At 63.8% G+C, this 22,715-nt stretch carries 14 protein-coding genes; 5 read left to right on the top strand and 9 right to left on the bottom strand.

Going from position 1 to position 22,715, the window contains the following annotated elements; translation table 11 throughout:
• Positions 1 to 158 precede the first annotated feature (158 nt).
• The 6 genes from fabI to MSIL_RS13765 form a co-directional block, all read right to left on the bottom strand.
• Positions 159 to 935 (bottom strand): enoyl-ACP reductase FabI, encoded by a 777-nt coding sequence (gene fabI, locus MSIL_RS13790; RefSeq protein WP_012591700.1) that lies wholly within the window; start codon positions 933 to 935, stop codon positions 159 to 161.
• Positions 936 to 977: 42 nt separating this feature from the next.
• Positions 978 to 3,293, bottom strand: a complete 2,316-nt coding sequence (locus tag MSIL_RS13785; RefSeq protein ID WP_012591699.1) for a DUF3141 domain-containing protein — start codon at positions 3,291 to 3,293, stop codon at positions 978 to 980.
• A gap of 221 nt (positions 3,294 to 3,514) precedes the next feature.
• Positions 3,515 to 3,988 carry a hypothetical protein gene (locus MSIL_RS13780; protein WP_012591698.1) on the bottom strand — a complete coding sequence of 158 codons (474 nt, stop codon included), beginning with the start codon at positions 3,986 to 3,988 and terminating at the stop codon, positions 3,515 to 3,517.
• A gap of 166 nt (positions 3,989 to 4,154) precedes the next feature.
• Positions 4,155 to 5,351 carry an acetate/propionate family kinase gene (locus MSIL_RS13775; RefSeq protein ID WP_012591697.1) on the bottom strand — a complete coding sequence of 399 codons (1,197 nt, stop codon included), beginning with the start codon at positions 5,349 to 5,351 and terminating at the stop codon, positions 4,155 to 4,157.
• A gap of 2 nt (positions 5,352 to 5,353) precedes the next feature.
• Positions 5,354 to 6,325, bottom strand: a complete 972-nt coding sequence (locus MSIL_RS13770) for a phosphate acetyltransferase (protein WP_210160567.1) — start codon at positions 6,323 to 6,325, stop codon at positions 5,354 to 5,356.
• A gap of 537 nt (positions 6,326 to 6,862) precedes the next feature.
• Positions 6,863 to 7,834 carry a LysR family transcriptional regulator gene (locus MSIL_RS13765; RefSeq protein WP_012591695.1) on the bottom strand — a complete coding sequence of 324 codons (972 nt, stop codon included), beginning with the start codon at positions 7,832 to 7,834 and terminating at the stop codon, positions 6,863 to 6,865.
• A gap of 406 nt (positions 7,835 to 8,240) precedes the next feature.
• On the opposite strand from MSIL_RS13765, the gene MSIL_RS13760 reads away from it, so the two are divergent.
• The 5 genes from MSIL_RS13760 (at position 8,241) to MSIL_RS20255 (ending at position 19,329) form a co-directional block, all read left to right on the top strand.
• Positions 8,241 to 9,344, top strand: coding sequence for an HlyD family secretion protein (locus tag MSIL_RS13760; protein ID WP_012591694.1), 1,104 nt, complete (start codon positions 8,241 to 8,243; stop codon positions 9,342 to 9,344).
• On the top strand, positions 9,341 to 11,683 hold the full coding sequence (locus tag MSIL_RS13755; RefSeq protein WP_012591693.1) for an ABC transporter permease: 2,343 nt from the start codon (positions 9,341 to 9,343) through the stop codon (positions 11,681 to 11,683). The genes MSIL_RS13760 and MSIL_RS13755 overlap by 4 nt, the downstream gene beginning before the upstream one ends.
• Positions 11,673 to 12,674 carry an HlyD family secretion protein gene (locus tag MSIL_RS13750; RefSeq protein WP_012591692.1) on the top strand — a complete coding sequence of 334 codons (1,002 nt, stop codon included), beginning with the start codon at positions 11,673 to 11,675 and terminating at the stop codon, positions 12,672 to 12,674. Before MSIL_RS13755 ends, MSIL_RS13750 begins: the two co-directional genes overlap by 11 nt.
• Before the next feature lie 285 nt (positions 12,675 to 12,959).
• On the top strand, positions 12,960 to 15,566 hold the full coding sequence (locus MSIL_RS20260) for a putative bifunctional diguanylate cyclase/phosphodiesterase (protein WP_012591691.1): 2,607 nt from the start codon (positions 12,960 to 12,962) through the stop codon (positions 15,564 to 15,566).
• Between the two features lie 16 nt (positions 15,567 to 15,582).
• On the top strand, positions 15,583 to 19,329 hold the full coding sequence (locus MSIL_RS20255; protein WP_012591690.1) for a bifunctional diguanylate cyclase/phosphodiesterase: 3,747 nt from the start codon (positions 15,583 to 15,585) through the stop codon (positions 19,327 to 19,329).
• 25 nt (positions 19,330 to 19,354) lie between these two features.
• On the opposite strand, the gene MSIL_RS13735 is transcribed toward MSIL_RS20255, so the two are convergent.
• From MSIL_RS13735 to MSIL_RS13725, 3 genes are all read right to left on the bottom strand, one after another.
• Positions 19,355 to 21,589: a spermidine synthase gene (locus MSIL_RS13735; protein WP_012591689.1), complete on the bottom strand. Its 2,235-nt coding sequence runs from the start codon at positions 21,587 to 21,589 to the stop codon at positions 19,355 to 19,357.
• Positions 21,590 to 21,656: 67 nt separating this feature from the next.
• A complete protein-coding gene (locus MSIL_RS13730; protein WP_012591688.1) occupies positions 21,657 to 22,178 on the bottom strand; it encodes a tetratricopeptide repeat protein in 522 nt (173 codons plus the stop codon).
• Between the two features lie 89 nt (positions 22,179 to 22,267).
• Entirely contained in the window at positions 22,268 to 22,714 is a 447-nt protein-coding gene (locus MSIL_RS13725) for a hypothetical protein (RefSeq protein WP_012591687.1), read from the bottom strand.
• Position 22,715: the final 1 nt, after the last annotated feature.

Here is a 22,715-nt window from a genome sequence, read left to right as displayed (position 1 = left end):
GACATGACGATGGCCAATGGGCGTTTGAGCGCGGCATTTCAGCGATCTGGCGGGGTCGCCCGCGGAAAATGCTCAGATCACGATGATTTGGGATTGCGCCAAGCTGACGCCAACAGGGAGCGTGGCGCAAAAATCGCAGATTTCTCACATCCCGCTCTCTAAACGACGATGTGCGCGCCGCCATCGACATAAACAGTGCCGCCGGTGATGCGACGGGCGAAGGGCGTCGCGAGATAGGTGCAGGCGTAGCCGACATCCATAATATCGACGAGTTCGCCAACCGGCGCTCTGTGGGCCGCTTCATTCAGCAGCGTATCGAAGTCTTTCAGCCCACCCGACGCGCGAGTCTTGAGCGGTCCCGGCGAGATCGCATGCACGCGAATTCCAATCGGGCCAAGCTCATAGGCGAGGTAGCGGCACGACGCCTCGAGCGCGGCCTTTACGGGTCCCATCACATTGTAGTTCGGAACGACGCAATTGGCGCCAAGATAAGTCATCGCGAACATCGTTCCGCCCTCGCTCATCAGCGGCGCCGCCAGTTTCGCCATGCGGATGAACGAATGGCAGGAGACGTCCATCGCCTTCCCGAACCCTTCCGCCGAGCAGTTCAAAAGACCGCCCTGCAAGTCTTCCTTCGGCGCGAAAGCGATGGAGTGAACGAGAATGTCGAGCCGGCCCCAGCGTTGCTTGATCTCGTCGAACGTCGCTTCGAGCTGACCTGCAGCCCCGACGTCGAGGAGCCTGAAGATGTCCGCCTCAAGCTCTTCGGCAAGCGGCGCGACGAAGCCGCGCGTCTTCTCGTTGACGTAGGTTAACGCAATTTCCGCCCCGGCCGCGTGAAAGGCTTTTGCGCAGCCATAGGCGATGGAATCGCTGTTGGCGACGCCCACGACAAGGGCTTTCTTGTCGCGCAGGACCAAGGGAACAGTCATCATCGAAGAAGCCTCTCACGCATGATCGCAGCCAGCGTCGAGCTTTCATTGGGCCGCGAGGCGCGGCGCCGGCGCGGCGGTCACGGCGAGGGCCTCGGACGGCTGGCCGAACAGCGCCTCGATACGGGAAAGGCGGCGCGCTGTTTCCTCGGAAACGTCGCCTTCGGCGAGAACGATCTTGCGGATGGCGTCGACCGCGACCGTCCGGTCAGAGGCAGAGGCCGGCAAAAGCTTCGGGATCGCCGCCACGGCGCCTTCTTCGTCCATGCGCACGATCAGCGCCTGGCGCCGCAGCGCGTCCTTCAGCTGCGCCATGCTGCGGCGCGCCCCCGGCTGCTGGCTCTCGCGCAGTTTTATCAGCGCCGCGAAAGCCCGCTCGTCGATCGCGCTTTGGCCGCGATAGACGTAGACGAGCGCGCGCAGTCCTGCGTCCAGAAGATCGCCGTGACCCAGTCCCTCGACCAATGACGCGCGCAGGCGCGCCGTCGCGGCCTCATGCGCCAGATCATGCGCAATCCCCTGACGCGGCCTGATCTCACTCGGGTCGAGCCCGACAATCGCCTGCACAAGGGGCGCGCCGTAGACCGACAGGAAGATGTTCTCGGTCAGCGTGTCGCGGGCTTTGCCGAACGCTTCGAGGCTCGCCGTCATCGCCTCAGAAAAAGCGCGCTCGCCGGCAAGGAAGGGGTTATCGGCGCGAACCGGCGCGCGATGGCTGCGGACCGTCTCGGCGAGGGCGCTTATCGGCTGCATCAAGGGATTTTTCGACGAAAAAGCCGAGAAACGCAGCCGGTTGCGCTCTGATTTTCGCAGGAATTCCGCTGTCTTCTCATTGCTGAGGGCGCGCACCGCGGGCGACAGGAACTTGCGATACAACGCCTTGTTGACCTCGGAAACGCGCGCGACCGTCTCGAACCGCCTGTCGTCTTCGGCGTCATTGCCGCCGAGCGCGCGAATGTCGGAGAGCGTGCGGGGTTCGAAACGAAGCAGGTAGCGGCCCTCGACGAGATCGCGGTTCGCGACAGTCCCGTCGACCTCGGTGATGACTGCCTGAAAGAGACCGGGCGGCAGCAGCTCGATCGCGTCGAGGCAATTGACGAATTTGTCGTGCTCCTTCGTGGCGACCTTGCCGGAGACGAAAATGCCGAGATGGCCGATCGACTCGTGCAGCGCATAGACAATGGTCTGTCCGCCTTCGGCCAGTTCGGCGTCGGTCGCGTAAAGATCGGTGATCCAGCCGAGCGCCTGCTGCGGCGGCGTGATGTCGTCGCCCCATGAACAGAAGACGACGATCGGCGCGCGGATGTTGCGCAGATCGACCTTGACGCCGCCCGAGGTGCGAATCTCGCCCGAGGTCAGCCTGTTGCCGACGAAAAGATTATCGGCGATCCATTGCATCTCCCCCGCGTTGAGCAGCACGGGATTGCCCCACCAGGTCTCGAAGTCGAGGAAGCGCCCCGCCTCCGTGTCGATCTTCGAATAGACGTTATAGGGCTTTTTCCAATAGGTGTTCGCGGGATTCATCCGCTCGAAATTCTCGACGAGCGAAGCCCCGTCGAAGATGCCCGCGCCAAGATCGCCGGAGAGCGCCGTCAACCATGTGCCGCCAAGGAGCCCGCCGAGGTAGCGCAGCGGATTCTTGCCATGGACGCCGGCCCAGTAGGATAGCGGCGCCCCCGCAAGGATCAGCGCCCCGACGGGGGCGGGATCGACGGCGGCGGTCATCGCGATCTGCCAGCCGGCCTGACAATTGCCGATGAGACAGGGCTTGGCTTCGGCTTGCGGATGGAGCTCCGCGACCTCGCGCACGAAGCGCGCTTCCGCCGCGCAGACATCCTCGATGGTCTGCCCCGGCTCGGGCTTCGGCAGGAAGCCGACGAAATAGCAGGGATGGCCCGCGGCGAGCGCCTGGCCGATTTCGCTCTGCGCCTTCATGCCGCCGATGCCCGGCCCATGGCCGGCGCGCGGATCGAAGACAATGAAGGGGCGCTTGGCCGGATCGGTGGCGACTCCTTCGGGCGGCGTGATGCGCGCCAGCACGTAATTGACCGGGCGCGGCAATTTGCGGCCGTCCATGACGAGGCTCGCCTTGAAACTGAGGACATTCGGCGCGATTTCCGTCGTCCGCTCGAGATAGGTGTCGCCGCGCTGGCGCAGCACGTCGAGAAACAGGATGGAGCGCTGCCAGGCGTCGAGCCAATATTCGGCCGCGGGACCAAATGCGCTTGCGCCGGCTTTGCTTCCGCCCCGCGATTCGTCCGCTGCGCCGCCGGCCGGCGGCGAGACGGCCGAAGGGAGGGCGGAAGACCAGAATTGCGAAAATGCGCTGAAGATCTCCGCGGGCTTGGTCGTGTTATCCATAGCGAGCTCCTCTTCTGGCGCCGACGCCTGTTTTCGCGCTTGAAAATGCGCCAGCTCTTGAATCTGGACCGATTTCTCATCGACCAGATGACCCCATCGGGCCGGAAAGCGGCACGCCGCCGTCCGACGGTTACCTCTCAGCAGTCTGGAGCGCCGCGGCTTCTGCGAACGGCTCCGCGTCAAGGAAAATCGTCGACGGCGCGATCACCCGCGGCGGCGCCTCATTTCCAGGTCAAGAACATGCCGACATCGCCCGGAAAGCCATGCGGCCATTCGATGATCATCGCCTTCAGCCCGTAGCCGAGCGGCTGGAATTTTTCCTTCCACGCCACGTAAAGCTGCCGCGGCGCGCCGACGAGCGAGTCCGGCCAATCCTCCTCCGGGAGATTGATCGAGCGGCCATGGTCCGTGCAGAGCTCCGAAGGAAAACGAAGGATCATGAGCTCATGCTCGTCACGTTCCGCGGCGAGCTCAATGCGATGCTTCAACGCCTCCAGTTTTTCATGCGTAAGCACGATCGGCTTCAGCAGCTTGTCGATAAGCTCCTGCTTTGCCTTGTGAGCTGCCTCTTGCGCGGCGTAGGACTCCGAAGCCTTGGCCGCATCCACCTGAGTCACATAGGCTTTGAGATCGGCGACCGACATAAAGGTCTCGTCATCGACCACGCGCGCCGTCGTGCTGGTTTCTTCGCTCATGAACGCGCTCCTTAAAGTGCAGGGTCATCGGAAGTGGGACCCGTGACGGGCCTTAAAGACGATCGCGGCGACATCATCGTGGCGGATGATCCTTTTGTCTTGCCGGGCCTCCGCAACGATGTTCGCACGCTATGGCTAACCGTCAAATCCCGTCGCTCTTCGGTGGTCATGTGTCGGCCCCGGCGAGCAGCCTTTTGGCGTGGCGCGCGATCATCAGCTCTTCGTCTGTCGGCGCGACCCAAGCCGAGACGCGGCTGCCGGGCGCGCTGATCCGGGAGGCGCCGGACTCATTCGCCGCCTCGTCGAGGACAAGCCCCAGCCATGCGGCGCCGAGGCAGACCGACCGGCGCAGCGACGCGCTGTGCTCGCCGATGCCCGCCGTGAAGACCAGCGCGTCGAGACCGCCGAGGGCCGCGGCGAGCGACCCGATCTCGCGGCCGATCCTGTAGACGAACAGGTCGATGGCGAGGCGCGCGCGCGGGTTATCGCTCGCTTCGAGGCTGCGCATGTCGCTCGAGACGCCCGAGACGCCAAGCAGACCGGATTGCTTATAGAGCAGCCGCTCGATCTCGCGCGGCCCCATCTTCAACTCGTCGAGCAGATAGAGAATGACGCCGGGGTCGAGCGCGCCCGAGCGTGTGCCCATCGGCAGGCCGTCGACGGCGGTAAAGCCCATGGTGCTGGCAACGCTGCGCCCCGCCCGCAGCGCGCAGAGACTCGCGCCATTGCCGAGATGGGCGACGATCACCCGCGCCTGCGCGAGGCTCGGATCATAGTGCGGCAGCGCGGAGGCGATATATTCGTAGGAGAGGCCGTGAAAGCCGTAGCGGCGGACGCCGCGCTCGGTGATTTCGGCCGGCAATGCGAAGGCCTGCGCAAGCGGCGGCTGGCTCGCGTGGAAGCCCGTGTCGAAGCATCCGACCTGTGGGATGTGCGGCGCAATGTCGAGCAAAGTCCGCACCGGCGCGAGATTATGCGGCTGATGCAAGGGCGCAAGCGGCGTCAGCCGCTCGAGCCGGGCGAGCGCCTCAGTCGTGAGCCGAACCGGCTCGGAAAATTCGGCGCCGCCATGCACGATGCGATGGCCGACCGCGTCAACCCGATAATCGCCAAGACGCCCATGCACGAAATCGAGAAGACGCCGCATGGCGTCGTCATGCGTGACGGTCTCTCCGCCCCAGCGCTTCTCGGCGACGAGTTCCCCGCCTGTGTCGCGGGCGGCGAAATGCGCGCCGTCCGTATAGAGACCCTCGATCTGACCTTTGAGAAAAACGGAGAGATCGGCTCCCTCCTCGCGGAACAGCGAGAATTTGATGCTCGACGAACCGGCGTTGACGACGACGATGGCGTTGCCGGTCGTCATGGCTAGACCACGGCCTTGTTGGCGTCCGCCCGGCGGCTTTCGACGATCAGCGCGGCCACGGCGCAGGACGCAAGGCGCGAGAGCACGGAATCGGCGCGGCTCGTCAAGATAATTGGCACGCGGGCGCCAAGCACAATCCCCGCCGCATCCGCTCCGGCGAGAAAGCTGAGGCTCTTCGCCAGCATGTTGCCCGCTTCGAGATCGGGCACGAGGAGGATGTTGGCGCGGCCGGCGACTGGGGGCGACAGATGCTTGATCGCCGCCGCCTCGGGACTGATGGCGTTGTCGAGCGCCAGCGGACCCTCGAGAAGGGCGCCGGTGATCTGGCCGCGATCCGCCATCTTGCAAAGCGCGGCGGCTTCGATTGTCGATGGAATCTTGGGATTTACCGTCTCGACGGCGGAGAGAATGGCGACGCGCGCCTCGGGGAAACCCAGCGCATGAGCGAGATCGATCGCATTTTGCAGAATGTCGACCTTATCAGCGAGTGTCGGAAAGATATTGACCGCGGCGTCGGTGATGATCAAGGGGTCGGCGTGGCCGGGAATGTCCATGACGAAGCAATGGCTTAGCCGTCGGGACGTGCGCAGCCCGCCGTCGGTCTTGACGACGGCGCCCATCAGTTCGTCGGTGTGCAGGCTCCCCTTCATCAGGGCCTCGGCCTTGCCTTCCCGCACGAGCGCCACGGCGCGACTGGCCGATTCATGGCTGTGCTCCGTGTCGACGACCTCAAATCCCGCAATATCGAGACCGGCTTCGGCAGCCGCTTTGGCGATGCGCGCCGCGGGCCCGACCAGGATCGGATCGATCAGCCCAAGGCGCGCGCCGTCGATCGCGCCTTCCAGCGAGGTTTGATCGCAAGGATGCGCGACGGCGACTTTGGGCGTCCGAAGCCGCTTCGCCGCTGCGATCAGAATTTCGTATTTTTCGTGCTTGTTGGGGGGAATTTCCGCCATCGGAGTCCTGTCAGGCATGTTGTCACTGCGTCCTCAGGGCCGGTTGGTCCGCGAGGCGGTTCGAGCTGCGGCCGCAGCGGAAGACGATACCGCGCGATCCTTGGGAAAAGATCGCGCCAATTTACTCCTCTTGGATCGATTCCGTCCAATGCATGCGGGGCGCCGCAGACAAAAGCCGGCGGCGTCACAGAGCTGTCACTTTGATAACAATCACAGGATTGTCGAAAGCATCAGACCCTATCGCTACGCCGGGTCCGCCGGCATGGTCCGGGAAAACCACAGGGCGGATAAAAGATCGCATGCCTGTAGCGCGCCGGGGCCAGCTGTCCGACGCGCTGCAATGACACAACAGCCGTTCCAAATGGTTGTTCTTATTGAGATGACGAAGTCAACGCTTGATCAGGCCCGATCACACGTTCCCCTCGTCATCTGCCACGCTACAGTCTCCGCTTCGACAAAGGAGGTCAAGGAGGCGATGCGCTGATATTTTCTCACGCGGCTCGTGAACAAGCTTCATGCCGCATTGTTTACGCCCGAGGCGGGGCCGCGGGACGCTCAGCCGACGGCCGCCGGTTTGACGGCGCTGATCAATTCGCCGAGCAGCCACTGGGACCCCTCATCGCGTTCCGTCCGCTGATGCCAAACCATCTCGACCGGCACCGCCAGAGGTTCGTAAGGAAGATCGAGCATGACGAGCGAGCCTTGCTCCACGGCCGCGCGGGCGAGCGCGCTCGGCAATGTGGCGACCATATCGCTGACGCGAACCATGGGCGGGACGGCCGCATAGTGGGGGACCGACACAGCTACGCGGCCGACCTCCCCTTGATCGGCGTCGGCCTCGATCAACAGGCGTTCGATCCAGACGCGCCGCCACACGCCGCGATCGTCAAAAAATCCGTCGACCGCGGCTTCCTCGGTTCCGATTAGCTCGACGACGATATGCGGAAAAGAGAAAAGCCGCTCCTTGGTGAGGGGACCTTCGGTCAAGGGATGCCCCGTCCGCACCACCATCGCCTCCTTCTCGACGACGATGGTGGCGCGGCGCATGCGGTCGGGAAGATCGCCAAACCAGCCCATGACGAAATCGATGCGGCCCTCGTCGAGATGCCGGACGACGTCGGTGCGGTTGAACGGAAAAATTCGCAGGTCGATCTGCGGCGCGACTTCGGCCAGTCGGCCGACCAGCTGCGGAAGAATCGCGACGGCGACGTAGTCGGTGGCGGCAATGCGGAAGGTCCGAAAAGCGTCCGTCGGCACAAACGGCTGCGCGCCGACGGCATGATCGATTCGTTCAAGCCCGTCGCGTATGGCGGGCTCGAGTTCGAGCGCCCGCGCGGTTGGCTCCATGCCGGCCTCGCCGGAAATGAACAGCTCGTCGCCGAGCGCCTGCCGCAAGCGTGACAAGGCGTGGCTTACGGCGGACGCGGTGACGCCGAGTTCGCGGCTTGCCCGTATCACACTGCGATGTCGCATCACGGCTTCGAAGACGCGCAGGAGATTCAAATCGATCGTTCTTATTCTCACCATTTCCTCGCTTGCCTCCCGCGGCGCCAGCCCTCGACCCGCTGTTCCGGATGCGTTTGTCCAGGGCGCTGCAATCTACCGGTTTTTCCGGTCGAGCGCACGACGCGCGGCGGCGGAGCGAAAGTGCGACATATTGACGACGCCGCCATGGCGGGTTTGCGAGGCGGCGGCGACCTCGCGCGTGGAGGCCTCTACCGGGAAAGAGCAGGGACTCTCCCGTTCGAATGGGTCAGGGTCCCGCGGGAAGCAATCGCAACCGTTGTTTCTCTACCGTTGACAAGCTGCGCGACATCCAACATGAGACGAGCGCGAGCCCCTCTGTTTTGCGCCGGGCCTCTTCACGGAAATTGTGAAGATCGACGCTTCCCCGCCTTGGTTTCGGCATATGGCGACCAACGGAAGGAATTGAATGGCGGTCCCTCATCATAACGCCGACGCTATCGAGACGTCGTCCTCTCCCGCGCCGCCGCGGGATTCGAATTCGCCGCCAAGCGGCCTCAAGGCGAGCGATAGCGGCGCGGCAAAATCCGCCGCCCGGGGCCCAGCCATCATCGTCGCTCTCATCGTCACGACCGTCGTTGGCCTGTCGCTCTGGTATCTGGCGCAGCCGCAGCCGCTCGTCATTCAGGGCGAGGCGGCGGCGACGCGCATCGACATCGCCGCCCGCGTCGACGGAAGGGTCGCCAGCCGTCCGGTCTCGCGGGGCGAGAATGTCGCCGCGGGCCAATTGCTGATCGAGATCGACAATCCGCAGCTCTTGACCAAGCTGCGCGAGGCCGAGGCCGCTTTGGCCGTCGCCACCGCCGAATTCGCGCGCATCGAGGTCGGCACCCGCGCCGAAGTGGTCGCGCAACGCAAGGCCGCCGTCGATAGCGCCGCCGCCGACATGACCCTCGCCCAGCGGACTTACGATCGCGTGAAGGAGCTTGCCGGACACGGCAACGCGCCGCTCCAGCGTCTTGACGAGGTCACCAATTCGCTGCTGGTCGCGCAACGGGGTTCCGACCAGGCGAAACTCGCCTATGACGAAGCCGTCGCCGGCTATACGGCGGAGGAGCGCGCCGTCTCGCGCGCCAATGTCGAAAAGGCCAAGGCGTCGATCGAAACGATCAAGGCGCAGGTCGACGAGCTGGTCGTCAAGGCTCCGATCGCAGCGCAGGTCTATCAGATCGGGGCGGAGCTCGGCGAATATGTCTCGCCCGGCGCGCCCTTGCTGTCCCTCGTCGATCTCGGCGACCTCTGGCTGCGTTTCGACCTCCGCGAGGATCTTGTCAAGAATCTCAAGCTCGGCGATCGCTTCGAGATGCGCGCGCCCGCGCTGGGAGACCGCAAGATCGAAGCGGAAATCAAGGTCATCGCGGCCAAGGGCGAATATGCGGGCTGGCGGGCGACGCGCGCGACGGGCGATTTCGACCTCCGCACCTTCGAGGTGCGCGCCTATCCCGTCGCGCCGATTCCGGAGCTTCGGCCGGGCATGAGCGTCTACGCCGAAGCGCCGGCCGGGCGGCGATGAAGCGCCTCGCCGCGCCGGGCGTACTCGCCGTCGCGACGCGCGAACTGCGCTGGATGGCGCGGGACAAGGTCGCGCTTTTCCTTGTGATTGGCGTGCCGCTGTTCGCCTTCGCGCTGCTCGCCGCGACCTTCAGCAACGCCGTTGTCCGCGATCTCAGGGTCAGCGTCGTCGACGCCGATCGGACGGCGACGTCGCGCATCTATGTGCAGGCGGTGACCTCCGCGCCGGTCGTAACCGTCGCCGAGCGATCGGGCGACCTGACGAGCGCAATGCATGCGATACGCTCCGGCGCCGCCATCGCCGCCGTCTACATCCCGCCGGATTTTGAGCGCGATTTTCTGGCGCGCAAACGCCCCCAGATCATGGTCTTCTATAACAGGCAGTTCTTCACCCCAGGCAACAACGCCGCAAGCGCGATTGCCAAGGCGATCGACGCGGCGACAGCGACGCTTTTGCCGGCGACAGGCCCCGCCGCCGGATACAGGCCGGGCGCTCTCGTCGCCGAGCAATATGTCCTCACCAATCCGGCGCTGAATTTCGCGCAATTCCTGCTGCGCGCCGTGCTGCCTACGGTGTTGCATGTCGTCGTCGCCATCGCCGGCGGTTACGCCGTCGGCTCGGAGTTTTCGTCCCGCAATCCGCGGGCGTGGCTCCGGGCGGCGGGCGGCAGCCCGCTCGCCGCGCTCGTCGGCAAGCTCGCGCCGCTGTTCGGCGTCTTCATTTTGATGATGGTCCTCGTCGCCGTCATCATCCACGGCCTCTACCAGATCCCTTTCCGCGGCGATTCTCTGATGATGGGCGCCTCCGCCTGTCTTCTCGTCATCGCCTATCTTTCCATCGGAGCGCTGCTTCAGCTGCTCGTCCGCAATCTTGCAATCGGGCTGAGCCTCACCGCCATCTTCTGTTCTCCGGCTTTCGGTTTCGCCGGCGTCGGCTTCCCCTTGTTCGGCATGGGCGATTTTGCCCGCGTCTGGGGCTCGCTGCTGCCGCTGCGCTGGTACATTCAGATCCTGTTCGATCAGGCGGCGCGCGGCTTGCCGACGTCAGTCTCGGCGCAACCCTTCGCCATCCTCGCCGGCATCGCCGGCGTTGCGTTCATGCTCGCCTGGCTGCGCCTGCGGGCGACCGCCAAGGCCCCGCTGCGCCGCGCCAAAGAGACGCCCGCAATCGAAATCGATCCGCACAGCGGCGTCGGCACGGCGATGGTCGCCGAATGGCGCCGCGTTCTCGGCGACAGCGGCGCTTTCAGCCTGATCGTGCTGGCGCCGGTCATTTACGGCCTGTTCTATCCGCAGCCCTATCTCGGTCAGGTGCTGCGCAACATACCGATTGCGGTCGTCGACCAGGACGGAACCGAGCTCGGCCGGGAGCTTGTCTCGACCTTGAACGCGGACGAGGCCGTCAAAGTCGCGGCGCGCGCCGACACCTTGGCCGACGCGCAGGCCCTGCTGGCCAAACGCGAGGTCTTCGCGATCCTCGAAATTCCGGAAGGCGCGCAGCGGGAGATCCTGAAAGGCAATCCTTCCCGCATCGCCGCTTATGTCGATTCCGCCTATTTCCTCCTTTACAATCGAACGCTGCAGGGCATTTCCGAAGCCGCCGGCGCGGTCAGCCAGCAGATCGCCTCGGGCGGCGCGCGCGCCGACGGGAGCCTCGCCCATACGGCGCTGATCCGAAGCTCCCCGGTCGAGGTCGTCTCGGAGCCGCTGTTCAATCCGACGGGCGGCTATGCCAGCTATGTCGTTCCCGCGGCCTTCGTGCTGATCCTGCAGCAGACGCTGCTCATGGGCGTCGCGACCTTGGGCGGCGTCGCCTTTGCGCGCGGCGGACGCGAGGCGCGGCGCCAGCGCGGCGGCGCGCGCTTCATCCTCGGCCAGGCGCTGGCGCATCTTTGCCTCGCGATGCCCGGCGTCATCCTCTATCTCATCATCCTGCCGCGCTTTTACGGCTTTTCGACGCTTGGCCAGCCGCTCGCTCTTTTCCTCTTCGCGGCGCCTTTCCTGCTGGCGGTGAGCTTTCTCGCCCAATTCGCCGGCCTGTGGTTCAAGCGGCGGGAGACCGCCGTGCTGGTTTTTGTTGCGACCAGCCTGCCTCTCTTTTTCCTGGTCGGCGTCTCCTGGCCGCAGGAAGCCATTCCCGACGCCATCCGCATTGCGAGCCGGATTTTTCCAAGCACGTCGGCGATCGACGGGCTTGTCCGCATCAACCAGATGGGCGCAAGCCTGCGCGACGTGTCGCGCGACTGGATGACGCTCTGGGCTCTCGCCGCCGTCTATGGTCTGCTCACCGTGGCGGCGACCCATCTTCTGAACCGGGAGCGAATGCGCGATGAGCGGTAGATCGTCTCTGCGGCCGGCCTTGCTTGTCGGCCTCGCCATTCTGGCCGGCGGCGCCTTCACTCTGGTCTATCGCAGCCGGCCGGTCGCCAAATCCGCCGCGGAGCCGCTCGGGATCGTGCGCGAGACGGAGATCCGCATCGCCCCCGAGATCAATGGGCGTCTTGCCGAAATGCGCGTCGTCGCCGGCCAGCGCGTCGCCAAGGGCGACCTTCTGGCGAGCCTCAGCAATCCCGAACTCGAAGCCTCCGTCGTGGAGGCCAAGGCGGCGGCGGCCAATGCGCGGGCGGAGCGGAACAATGTCTATTCGGGGGTGCGCAAGGAACAGGTGGACATCGCAGCGGAGGGCGTTCGCATCGCCGAGGCGAATCTGACCCTCGCCCAGCAGCAATTCGCGCGATTGCAGGCGCTTGCGAGCAAGGACTATGCGACGCAGCAGAAATTCGACGAGGGCGCCGCCGAGGTCAAGAAGGCCCAGGCCGCTCTCGTCCTACGCCGCGCGATCTATGCCCGCGATACGGCCGGCCCCACGGCCGAAGAGCGCGCCTCGGCCGACGCGAAGGTGCGCCTCGCCGAGGCGAGCCTCGCCGATCTCGAGGCCAAGCTCTCGAAGACGACGATCCGCGCGCCCGTCGACGGGACCGTGCGGCTCCTCGTCGGAACGCCGGGCGAAGTCATCGCGCCGGGCCAGCCGATCATGACGCTGGAAGCCGGACGCGAGCGGTGGTTCACCTTCACGATTCGGGAAGATGCGCTGGACGGCCTCGCCATCGGCGCGCCCTTGTGGCTGCGCGACGCCAAAGGCGAGCGTATCGAAACGAAAGTCGCCGAACTGCGGCCGCTCGGCGAATTCGCGGTCTGGCGCGCGGCGCGGGCGGTCGGCGACCATGACCTCAACAGCTTCCTGCTTCGCGCCGAGCCTGTCTCGGCAACGGACGGGTTTGAACCCGGAATGACCGTCTGGCTCGATCGCGGCAAGGACGCCGGGCGCTGACGGCGACGCCGGTAAGGGGTCGTTTCGCATTGTTAAGTGTGATTAAAAGATATATGATTTATCGTTAAGGCTAATTAAGAAGCTTTTCGCAGCCACTCATCCCGAAGGCGCCTTGAGTCAGGTTGCCGTCTTAACTGCCTGAAGTCACGCAATGTAACGCGGGCGAACGTCTCGGACGGGGCCTGCGCGTTTGGTTTTGGAGGTTGCTTCACCGCTGAAGCGACCTAGAGCCGGAGAATATGCGTCGACGACAGACGTCATGCTGCGGATAGCGGAGACGTCACGATGGAGCAGTCACGCGCATCCGATCCGGCCGCGCTGGAAATGGAGGCGCTCCGCGAACAGGTTCGGATCCTCTACCGGACGCCTGCGATCCTGGCGATCAATGCGGTCGCGGCTTTGCTTTGCGCTTTCATATTGCAGCCGATTTTTCCGGCGTGGGTTCTCGCCGCATGGGTTGGGCTATTCTGCATCGTCATCTCAGCGCGAATCTTCGACCGCTGGCGCTACAAACATGAGCTGCAGTCAGTTGAAGCAGCCGGTGGCTGGGGCCGTCGGTTTGTTTTCGGCGCCGCTGCGACGGGTTGCCTTTGGGCGCTAGCCGGATCGGTTATCTTGTTGACGCCCGATCCGGCGTATCATGCTTTCATAGCCCTTATGTTGGCCGGCGTGATGGCCGGCGCGGTCATCAGCAATTCAGCCTATCTGCCTGCGCTTGTCGCCTTTGTCGCGCCGGCCGTTCTGCCCGTGATCCTTGCCTTCCTCATCCGATCTGATCCGACATCAATCTCGGCAGCCCTTCTCCTGGCGGCATTCGCCGCGCTGGTCGGGATTGCAGGCCTTAACGTCAATCGGTGGATCGCCTCCCGCGTTCGGCGTAAAATCGCAAGGGAGTCATGGACGGTCGACGTCGAAAAAGAAATCGCCGAGCGCAAGCTGGCCGAAAGCGAATTGCGTCGGGCCAACCAGAGCCTCAAGATTGTCGCCGCTGGCGCCACTGAACTCCTGCGTTCCTTGGATTTCGATCGATCGGTCCCAAAACTGCTTGAGCTTGCCGGCCGGTCCATGGGCGTGAGCCGCGTCCAATTGTACGAGCGCGATAGCGCGACCGATGCGAGTCTTTTAAGGCCGGCGCGCTACGGATGGAGCGCCCCGGGTATTCCGCCGATGCTCGAAGCGCAAATTGCCTCGCGCCCCGCAGCAATCAAAGTTTCATCTCTTTCGCTTGCGTCTCTCTCCGAAGGAGAGACTGAGGCGATTATTACGCGGGAGGCCGATGAGCCCGCCAGGCGTCTTCTCGACTCCCGCGGCGTTCTCTCATTTCTCGTGGCGCCAGTGTTCGTGGAAGGGAAATGCTGGGGAGCCCTAGGGGTCGACGATTGCAGCGCGGAACGCGCGTGGTCGGCGGTCGACAGCGACGCCCTTCGCGCGCTTGCAGAACTTATCGCCGCCGCGATCACCCGCGCGCAAACTCTCGAGGCGACGACGGACGCCGCCGGGATGGCCAAAACGGAGATGACTCGCTTAGCCTACACGGATCTCCTCACCGGTCTACCCAATCGCGCGGCGTTCCTGCAAGAGCTCTCGGAAGTGTTTGCGGCGGCGAAACGCGGCGCCAATCCGTTCGCCTTCCTTTACCTCGATCTTGATCGCTTCAAGGATATCAACGCGACGCTCGGCCATTCGATTGGCGATGCGCTGCTGAAGGCGGTGGCGGCGCGGCTGAGCGGCGGTTTGCGTGAGGGGGATCTGTTTGCTCGCATTGGGGGCGACAAGTTTGCTGTGGTTCTCACCAATCTTGCCGATCCCGCCGAGGTTGCGAATTACGCGACCTCGATTTGCGGTTTGACGGCCGCGCCCTTCGATATCGGCGCGGCCGAGATTCATATCACGACAAGCATCGGCGTCTCGATCTATCGATCCGTGATGACGAAGGCCGAAGATCTGATGAGAGAGGCGGACGTCGCAGTTTACGAAGCGAAGGATGTGGGGCGCAACCAGTGCCGCTTCTATTCCGAGGCGCTCGATCTTGCCATGCGCGACCGTGTGAGCGTGATCGAGGACCTTCACGCGGCGATCGAGCGAGGCGAACTCGAACTCTACTACCAGCCGCAGGTCGAATTGCCGTCAGGCGTCATCACAGGGGTTGAGGCGTTGCTGCGCTGGAATCATCCCACACGCGGCCTGCTCGGGCCGGGCCTCTTCATCCCTCTTGCCGAGAAGATGGGATTGATCACCCCAATTGGCCGATGGGTGTTGACCGAGGTGTGCCGGCAGCTCCGGATCTGGCGCGCCGAAGGAATCAATCCACCGATCATGGCGGTCAATCTCTCCGCAGCGCAGCTTGCCGTCGAATTCGATTTCGAACAACATCTGGCGCAGGCCCTCGCTGTGGGCGGCTTTGATCCAACGACTATCGAGCTCGAGCTCACCGAAACCGTGCTCATGCAAACAGTCCAGGCGCAAGTCAGCGCGATTGATCGCTTGCGCGCGCTCGGCGTGCGAATCGCGATCGACGACTTCGGCACCGGCTATTCCTCGCTCGAATATTTGCGCGATTATCGCGTCGACCGCATCAAGATCGCGCGGGAATTCGTCAGTCGCCTGCCCTCTGACCCGCGCAGCGCGACCATCGTGCGGGCGACGATTGGACTCGCGCGCGAACTCGGTATCGAAGTCATCGCCGAAGGCGTCGAGACCGCGGGCCAGGCCGAATTTCTCATGGCCTCAAGATGCCGACGTATCCAGGGCTACTACTTTGGCCGTCCGGCGCCGGCTGCGCAGGCCGCGGAAATGCTGCGTCGGGGCGCGCTCGCGCCCGCGGCGGAGAGCGGCGAGCCGACCCCATCGACGGACAAGGCCGACGAAGAGCGCCCCGCCCCACGGCAATGATCGAAGGAGGAAACCCATGAGATGGCTTGATGCGTCCTATGGATTTGGCCGCCGCGTTCGGAGCGCCTTGACAACGACAAGACAATATGGCGCGCGATGGGCGGCGCGTGTCCTGCCGGTTCTTATCATCGGCGTGATCGGCGTCATCTTGTCGGTCGGCGCTGGTTTCAGGGTGGCGTATTACTGGGAGGACAAGAATGTTCAGACCGGACTGGAGCTTTCCGGCGAAAACCGCCGTCTTGCGCTACAGAACGGGCTGACTGACCTTGAGCATATTATCCTGGCGGTGGCGCGCCAGTTCGAGCTTTCGGACAAGGCGGTGACCCATCTTGAATTTGATCGCGTCACCGACCCAGAGAACGGGATCTTCGATACGTCATTGGAGATCGCCTGGGCGCCGCGCCTGCGCCGGGACGACCGCATCAACACCCTTGGTCCTGACGCGAGGCCCGTTTCAGCCGCGGGGCAGGACGAATATTTTCCGATCCTCTTTGCGCGCAACCGGAGCGAGACGTCGCCGCACTTTGGTTTCGACATCCAATCCGACCCGGCTCAGCGAGAAGCCATGGAGCGCATCCTCGACGGCGCGCCGCTCGCCGCGACCGCGCCGATGAAGCAAGCCAATTCCGGCCGCCCCTCAGTCGTTTTTTTGCTCGCGCCCGAATTTGGCTTCGGCCTGCCGCACGATACGCCGCAAGATCGCCGCCGCAACCTTGTGGGTTTCGTTCGGGTGGCGATTGCTCCCGGCGCGCTGATCGACGAGATTCTTCGCGGCCAAAAATCGCCTCAGGGCGTAGATATTAGCTTCTTTCAGGCGGGGGCCGGTCTGACCGAGTTTCCGTTCTATATACGCTCCTCGCTGCTGCGTTCCGTGCCGGCTGTGGCGAGGCCGCGCGGCGAACTCGAAGCGGGATTGCATTGGATTGGCGACCTCACGCTTGCGGATGCGCGATGGACGATGGTTGTCACTCCGATCCCCGGCGCGACCTTTCTGGCTGGTCACGAGCCCGCCGTATTGGTGGCCGCGATGGGACTGCTTCTGACCGCGGCGATCATGACCTATGTGGAGATTACCCGACGAAACAACTTGAGTCTCCGGGGATTGGTGACGAATCTGCGCGAAAGCGAAGCGAGGTTTCGTCGTGTAACCGACAACGCCCATGATGCCATTATCAAGGCTGACGTTGAAGGCAATGTGAATTTCTGGAACCCGGCCGCGGAGCGCATCTTCGGCTATAAGGAAAAAGAGATCCTGGGGCGCAGCGTACATCAGCTGTTGACCCCCGAACGGTACCGGACGAAAGCGCACGCGGAGTTGACGCGCTTCAGCCAGACCGGAGAAGGCGCAGTCGTGGGGAGAACCGTCGAACTGTACGGCCTCCGCAAGGATGGTTCGGAATTTCCCATCGATCTCTCGGTCTCCGCGGTCCCTCGGGGCGACGCCTGGAGCTCCATCGCGATCGTGCGCGACGTCACCGAACGGGTGCGTACTGCCGATACGCTGAAACAGCGCAGCGAGCTCCTGCGCGCGGTTTCAATCGTAGCCGCCGAATTGCTGACCGCCGCGACGGTCAAGGACGCGATCCCCAAGGTGCTCAAGACGATTGGGGAAGCGGCGCGCGTCGACCGCGTCCTCATCGTCGAGACCAAGCACGAGGAGGGCAAAGAGCCTGTTCCCGTGCTCCGCTATTATTGGAGCTCCCCAAACGCGCCAGACCCGCTCGATCAGAGCTCCTTTGCTCAAATGGCGCCAGCCGAGCTCGAAATGGACCCCTGGCTTGCGCCGCTCGGCGAAGGACGAGCGGTCACCGGTCTGGCGCGAGCCATGAAAGACGGCGCCGCCAAGGCTCTCTTTACGCGCTTTGGGATCGTGACGATGCTTGACGTGCCCATGACCATCGAGGGAACACCCTGGGGACGAATTGGCTTCGACGATTGCAAAACCGAGCGTGAATGGACGTCAATCGACGTCGACATCTTGCAGACGGTTGCGGATTTAATCGGCGGCTCGATGATGCGCGAGCGCTACATTGCACAAATCAAGAACGCGAACGCGATCATAGAGAGAAGTCCGACCGTGCTGTTTCGCCTGCGCGGCGAGCCCCCGCTGCCGATGATCTATGTCTCACAAAATGTGGACCAGTTCGGCTATGACCCAGCAGAGATGATCGAGTCGCCAGAGCTCTACAAGACCCTCCAGCATCCAGACGACACGGCAAAGGTGCTGGAATCTCTCGTGGCGGCAGCAACGGAGGGCGGCGGGCCCGCGTCGCTAGAATTCCGGCTTCGGAGGAGCGACGGCGTTTATCGCTGGGTTGAGGGTTATTCTACGCCGGTCCGCGACTCTGCGGGGCGCCTGCTCGAAATCGAAGGCACGATGACCGACATCACGGAGCGCAAAGAGGCGCAGGAAAAGATTGCTTTGCTCGCGAGGACCGACTCCCTCACCGGGCTGGCCAATCGGGCGACATTTCTCGACCGTCTTCAGCAGTCCTTCGCCGCCGCCAAGCGCGGCGCCAGCCCGTTCGCCGTTCTTTATCTCGATCTGGATCGCTTTAAGGACGTCAACGACACGCTCGGCCATGGCATGGGCGATTTACTGCTCAAGGCGGTCGCCGACCGCCTGACGAGCGGTTGCCGAGAAGCCGATCTTCCCGCGCGTTTGGGCGGCGATGAGTTCGCAATTCTTCAATCGGAGTTAACCGACCCTTCGGGAGCTACGGCGTTGGCTGCGACGATCCGTGACTTGTTGACGGCGCCCTATCGATTCGGTGAAAGCGAAATGCAAATCACCGTCAGCATCGGCATTGCTTCCTATACGTCCGAGTCGTCGGGGCCGAAGGAGATGCTGGAGCAAGCCGATCTCGCTCTCTATCGCGCCAAAGAGGAAGGCCGGGATCAATTCCGCTTCCATTCCGAGGAACTCGACAAAGAGGCTCGCGAGCGAGTCGCCCTCAGGGCCGATCTGGCGCGCGCGATCGACCGTAACGAGCTGGAGCTGTACTACCAGCCCCAACTCGAGCTCGCCACCAGTCGAATCGTCGGCATGGAAGCGCTGATCCGGTGGAATCATCCGCGTCGGGGCGTCCTCAAGCCGGCTGATTTCATGTCGATCGGAGAGAAGGCGGGCGTCTCTATCGCGCTCGGACATTGGGTGCTCGATCATGCTTGCGAGCAAATGAATGCTTGGCGAAAAGCCGGAATCGCACCGTCAACCCTCGCCGTCAATCTCTCGTTGGGTCAGCTCAAGACGGGAGACAAGTTCGTTGACGATGTGATGCAAACCCTGGCGAAATGGGGCCTTGAGCCGAAGGAGTTGGAGCTCGATGTGACCGAAGCCATGCTGGCTCATGTCACTTTAATGCATAACAATGTGCTCGACCGTCTTCAGCAGCTCGGCGTGCAGATCGCGATCGACGATTTTGGAACCCAATATTCATCGCTTTGCTATCTCAGGACTTATCATGTCAGCCGGCTGAAAATACCGCGCTCGGTGATGGAGGCTGCGACGCATGATTCAGGCAGTTTGGCGATGGTGCGGGCGATCATCGGCATTGCCCGCGAGCTCAACATCGAGGTTGTCGCCCAAGGGGTGGAGACGGAGAAGCAACGCGCGCTGCTGACGTCCGCTCCCTCGCCGACGAAAGTGCAAGGGTTCTACTACAGCGAACCGGTTCAGGCGGATCGCGCCGCCGAATTGTTGCGGAACGAGCGGATCGAACCGCGTTTGGGAGCGCGGCTCGACGCCAAACCCGCCGCCTGACGAGCGCAGTTTTCGCGGCGGCGGGTCAGCGCCATCGAATAACGCCAAGGATGTTCGAGCGCTCGTCCGTCCAAAGCGCGGCGCCGGGCTTCGGCGTGTCCCAGCTGTCGCCGAGAAAGTCGAGATTGCCGCCGGGCGCCGCGACGGCGACAACCTCGGCGCCGATGCTGCGTAGCGCGGCTCCGATTGGCGGCGCAAAAAGATGGCGCGCGGGCGCGCCGGCGTCAGCGGCGAGACGGGCCACCACAGGCGTCAAATCGAGGTAGCGGTTGCTCACATGGAACAGCACGATTCCATTCGCTGTCAGGCGCGAAAGATAAAGCGCAAGCGCCTCCCTGGTGATCAGATGCATAGGGATGCTGTCGGAGCTGAAAGCGTCAATGACCAGCAGATCGTATTTGACATTGGCGTCGGCCGCGAGGGTCAATCGAGCGTCGCCGAGCACGACGGCGGGATGGTTGCCGCAACCGGCCATGAAGTGGAACCAGCGCTGGTCGCGAGCCAGGCGCTCCACCTCCGGATCGATTTCCCGGAACGTCCAGGCTTCGCCGGGATGCGCGTAGCAACCGAGGCCGCCGATCCCGAGGCCAAGCACGCCGACAGCAACGATCGGCGCGCCGCGGCGAGCAAGCGCAGCGAACATCTGGCCGAACGGACCGGCTGCGTCATAATAGCCGAGCGGCGTGAATTCCTCGTCAGGGCGGGTCCCCTGCATGCCATGAACGGTGGTGCCGTGCTGCAGCACGATAAGGTCTTCGCTCGGTACGCGGCGCACGCGGTGAACGCCAAAGAAGTTCCGCGTGATCGTCAAGGTGTCGGAGGCGTCCACAAACATCGGAAGCAGCAGGCAACCGGCGAGCGCCATTGCGAGCCGCACGCGACGTCCTGTGAACCACAGCAACACCGCTGCCGGGATCGCAACGGCCGCAATGCGCGCGGCCGGGCGCAGGAACTCCGGTCCTGCTGCGCTCTCGGCCCAAAGCAGCGCGACGGCTACACCCATAAGGACAACGGGGAGAAGCAAATCGCCGCGGATCGCCCAATTCTCCCGCGCCTCGGTGGGCAATCGGGGCGGCGGCGGACGCAACAGACAGGCGGCGATCAGAAGGAGAGGATACTCAAAGGGGCCGCGGAACAGCGCGGGCGCAAGAAGCGCGCTGAACGACCCGCCGAGCGCGCCGCCGATCGAGATCAGGAGAAAATAGCCGGTCAGGCGACGTGCGTTGGGGCGCCGTTGCGCCAGCTCGGTGTGGCAAACCGCCGACGTCAGAGCAAAAACCACAAGCGAGAGGATCAGCCCGGCGGCGGTGGGCGTCCCGTTGAGGCCGGCCAGGGCGGCGGCGGCGAGCGCAATTCCCTGTAGCGGCAGCAGAGCGCGCAGCCCGATCAGGGGGCGCTGCGAAAATGCGAGCATGAAGGTCAGGATATAAATTGCGAGGGGGGCGACCCAGAAGAGTGGCGTCGCGGCGATATCGGTCGTGATGTAGGTCGTGACGGCCAGCATCAACGCCGAGGGAACAAACGCCAGAATCATCCAGCGCAGCCCTTGGAGGACGGTGATGGCCGCCGCCGCGTCGGTTTCCGCGTCGGCCGGGGCGGCGGGAGGCCTGGCGCGACGCAAGGCCACGACGCCGCAGGCCAGCACCGCCGCAGCGGTCGCGGCGAAGCCGAGGGACCACAGCTGCGCCTGGCCAGACAGGCCGAGCGTCGTCTCGATGAGTGCGGGATAGCCCAAAAGCGCCAGAAGACTGCCGGCGTTGCTGGCGACATACAGGAAATAAGGGTCCCGCGCCTGCAAATGGCTGGTTCGGGCAAACCAGTGTTGCAACAGCGGGGCGGTGGCGGCGATAGCGACGAAGGGCGCGCCGACGGCCAGCATCAACCGCGCCAGCAGCCAGGTCGCCGGCTGCGAGCCGACCGGCGGCGCATCGACGCCAAGCGACAATGGCAAGAGAGCGAGGGCTCCGGCAAGCACGATCGCGTGCAGCGCGACCTGGCCGCGACGCCGGGACCACGCGGCCAGCCAGTGGGCATAGCAATAGCCCAGAAGCAGCGCCGCCTGGAAAAAGCAGACGCAAATGTTCCAGACCGCCGGCGAGCCGCCCAGTCTCGGCAACAACATGCGCGAAACCATCGGCTGAACCGAGAACAGCAGGAACGCTGAAGCAAATAGCGAGACCACGAATGCGAGCAGAACTCCCACGCCCGCGGCTGGCCGGTCCGGAATCGCAGCGGGAATGTCGCGCGTCGCAATAGACATAGCCTGCCGCCTGGAGCCGATGGTTGGGCGCGATGGACCCGTCATCGGGCGCGTCGGATCGTCGCGGTTAGGGCTCGCGCTGGATGAACTTGTAGCTCGAATTCAACAGATTGATGTTGTTTTGTATCGTTGGGTTATCCGGATCGAGCTGGAAAGCTTCCGTGAATTTATCCCGGGCCAGGATCAATTTTCCGCGCAGCATATAGGAATAACCCTGATTATTGAGGATTTGCGTCGTTGGCCCGGCGAGCTTTATCGCTTCGCCATATGCGCGGTCGGCCAGATCGAAGCGTCTCAAATGGTCATAGGAGGCGGCAAGTCCAATCCACGCTTTCGGGTCCTTTGGAGCTTTTTCCACCGCATCCTGAAAATACCGCTGCGCCGTTCCGTAAATCCCGCGATTGAAGAATTCCTGGCCAAGCCGCAACGGTTCGTCCGAAGGGTAATAATTCACGTCCCCCGGTCTCTGAATGGACAAAGTGGTCCGTTCAGCGTCGACATTTGCAGCCGGCGGCTCTTCGCCAGGCAAGCACCCCGCAAGCAGGAGGGCGGTGAATCCGACCGTCAGTGGCAGAGTAACGCGCGCCATTGGTGGAGTGTGCCCCTGAACTGGCGACGGGGCTGATCCCGTCGCGAAAACCTCGCTCGGCCCGCGTCGCGGACGGTCGCCACGCGCCTTTATTGCCCGCCGCCGCCTCCCATGCCGCTGGACCCGGAATCGCTGCCGCCGCTCCCGGTCAGGCTTTGAACAATGATCGGAGACAGCGTCGGCGCCTTGGCGCCGAGCAACTTCGGATTCTGGTAGCGGTCGATCGCGCCGACCATACGCTGGCCGTTTGCCGGAATGCGCCGGTTGCCGACATAGCGCGGCCAAGGGTCGATGATGTGAGTGACCGCGTTCACATCTCTGGCGTCGCCAGAGACGACGGACGCACGATCGATCCGTTGAAAATAATGACCAAATTCATCCCAAAATGGATCGTCCTGCATCGCTTGACCGGCAGGAGGCAAGACATAACAATGACACTGCACACGGGCGTCCTGGGCCCGCGCGCCGCTGCACGCAGCCACAATCATAAGCCCAATCAAGCCGCTTCGTTTCGCAATATGCGCGTTCTCCGGCATC

Source organism: Methylocella silvestris BL2 (genome assembly GCF_000021745.1).
In the GTDB taxonomy this organism is placed as follows: domain Bacteria; phylum Pseudomonadota; class Alphaproteobacteria; order Rhizobiales; family Beijerinckiaceae; genus Methylocapsa; species Methylocapsa silvestris.
The sequence above is the reverse complement of the archived record's forward strand: the minus strand, read 5'-3'. Positions and strand labels throughout refer to the sequence as shown.

Excerpts from the sequence above, each read along its gene's own strand:
- fabI (WP_012591700.1), bottom strand. The coding sequence starts at position 935 with ATGATGACTGTTCCCTTGGTCCTGCGCGACAAGAAAGCCCTTGTCGTG.
- MSIL_RS13785 (WP_012591699.1), bottom strand. The coding sequence starts at position 3,293 with ATGGATAACACGACCAAGCCCGCGGAGATCTTCAGCGCATTTTCGCAA.
- MSIL_RS13780 (WP_012591698.1), bottom strand. The coding sequence starts at position 3,988 with ATGAGCGAAGAAACCAGCACGACGGCGCGCGTGGTCGATGACGAGACC.
- MSIL_RS13775 (WP_012591697.1), bottom strand. The coding sequence starts at position 5,351 with ATGACGACCGGCAACGCCATCGTCGTCGTCAACGCCGGTTCGTCGAGC.
- MSIL_RS13770 (WP_210160567.1), bottom strand. The coding sequence starts at position 6,325 with ATGCCTGACAGGACTCCGATGGCGGAAATTCCCCCCAACAAGCACGAA.
- MSIL_RS13765 (WP_012591695.1), bottom strand. The coding sequence starts at position 7,834 with ATGGTGAGAATAAGAACGATCGATTTGAATCTCCTGCGCGTCTTCGAA.
- MSIL_RS13760 (WP_012591694.1), top strand. The coding sequence starts at position 8,241 with ATGGCGGTCCCTCATCATAACGCCGACGCTATCGAGACGTCGTCCTCT.
- MSIL_RS13755 (WP_012591693.1), top strand. The coding sequence starts at position 9,341 with ATGAAGCGCCTCGCCGCGCCGGGCGTACTCGCCGTCGCGACGCGCGAA.
- MSIL_RS13750 (WP_012591692.1), top strand. The coding sequence starts at position 11,673 with ATGAGCGGTAGATCGTCTCTGCGGCCGGCCTTGCTTGTCGGCCTCGCC.
- MSIL_RS20260 (WP_012591691.1), top strand. The coding sequence starts at position 12,960 with ATGGAGCAGTCACGCGCATCCGATCCGGCCGCGCTGGAAATGGAGGCG.
- MSIL_RS20255 (WP_012591690.1), top strand. The coding sequence starts at position 15,583 with ATGAGATGGCTTGATGCGTCCTATGGATTTGGCCGCCGCGTTCGGAGC.
- MSIL_RS13735 (WP_012591689.1), bottom strand. The coding sequence starts at position 21,589 with ATGTCTATTGCGACGCGCGACATTCCCGCTGCGATTCCGGACCGGCCA.
- MSIL_RS13730 (WP_012591688.1), bottom strand. The coding sequence starts at position 22,178 with ATGGCGCGCGTTACTCTGCCACTGACGGTCGGATTCACCGCCCTCCTG.
- MSIL_RS13725 (WP_012591687.1), bottom strand. The coding sequence starts at position 22,714 with ATGCCGGAGAACGCGCATATTGCGAAACGAAGCGGCTTGATTGGGCTT.